Source organism: Amycolatopsis rhizosphaerae (assembly GCF_007713715.1).
In the GTDB taxonomy this organism is placed as follows: domain Bacteria; phylum Actinomycetota; class Actinomycetes; order Mycobacteriales; family Pseudonocardiaceae; genus Amycolatopsis_E; species Amycolatopsis_E rhizosphaerae.
Genome location: NZ_VJWX01000894.1, coordinates 1 through 1006 on the forward strand (window position 1 = coordinate 1; position 1006 = coordinate 1006).

Sequence of the window (1006 nt, forward strand, 5' to 3'; positions counted from 1 at the left end):
TGGCCGTCCTTTGTTTCCGATCGCGGGGTGGCGCTTGTCATCTGTTCTGCCTCGTCGGTCTCGTGGGGGGTGTCACTCGTTCGGGTGGGCTTGGTCGAGTTTGCCGCTCGGGCAACAAAAAACCTCGCCGACCACAAAGGTCGCACGAGGGTCGCGCGTCGACGCAGCGGGCTTCGTCCCCTAAGCGTCGACGCGCCGGGGAAGTACGAGGCCGTTCTGCGATGTCACGGGCACGACGTTAACGGCTCGTTGCGACGAGTGTCAACTCTGCGGGATCGTGATCCCGGATACTGGGCAGTCCCACAGTCGGACGCCCGGTCGTTCCCCGGGCCCGGCCGGGAGAGGACCCCGTCTTCGGCGGGGAGGACCGCGCGGTGCACCATCTTGGGGTGGCCGACAAACAGCCCGAGCCGGGCCGGAAGGCGGTGTTCCGCATCCCGGGAACCGCGTTCCTCGCGATCGTGTTCCTGATGGTGTGCCTGATTCCGGTGTCCTTCAACGGGGTTCCGGGCCTGTGGGCGCTCTACCTCGTGCCGCTGGGCCTGATCCTGTTCGTGGTGCGCACCCGCACCGTGGCCACCGCGCAGGGCCTGGCGATCCGCACCGTGTTCGGCCACCGCGACCTGCCGTGGGAGGCGCTCAAGGGCCTGGCCATCACCAAGCGGTCGAAGGTGCGCGCCGTGCTGGGCGACGGCAGCCAGATCACGCTGCCCACCGTGCGCCCCCGGCACCTGCCGGTCATCTCACTGGCCAGCGGAGGCCGGGTGAAGGACCCCAGCGGCCTCACCGACGACATCGCCCCCGAAGACCTCGCCCCCGGCGACTCCCCCGGCCAGGACTGACCTCGACCCCCGTTCCGCCGCTCGGGGGCCTACCAGTCCTCGATCCGGGCGGAGGCGCGGAAGCGCAGGGCCGGGTCCGCGTAGCGGGCGGCAGTCACCTCGTACAAGGCGTCCACGGCCGCACGCTGCGGTCCGTAGGCGGCCGCGTAGGCGGCGATCTCGGC

The 1006-nt window shown here is 70.4% G+C and carries 1 protein-coding gene; it reads left to right on the forward strand.

What is annotated here, in order from left to right:
- Positions 1-389: 389 nt before the first annotated feature.
- A complete protein-coding gene (locus tag FNH05_RS37675; protein WP_144593584.1) occupies positions 390-842 on the forward strand; it encodes a PH domain-containing protein in 453 nt (150 codons plus the stop codon).
- The last annotated feature ends 164 nt before the right edge of the window (positions 843-1006 follow it).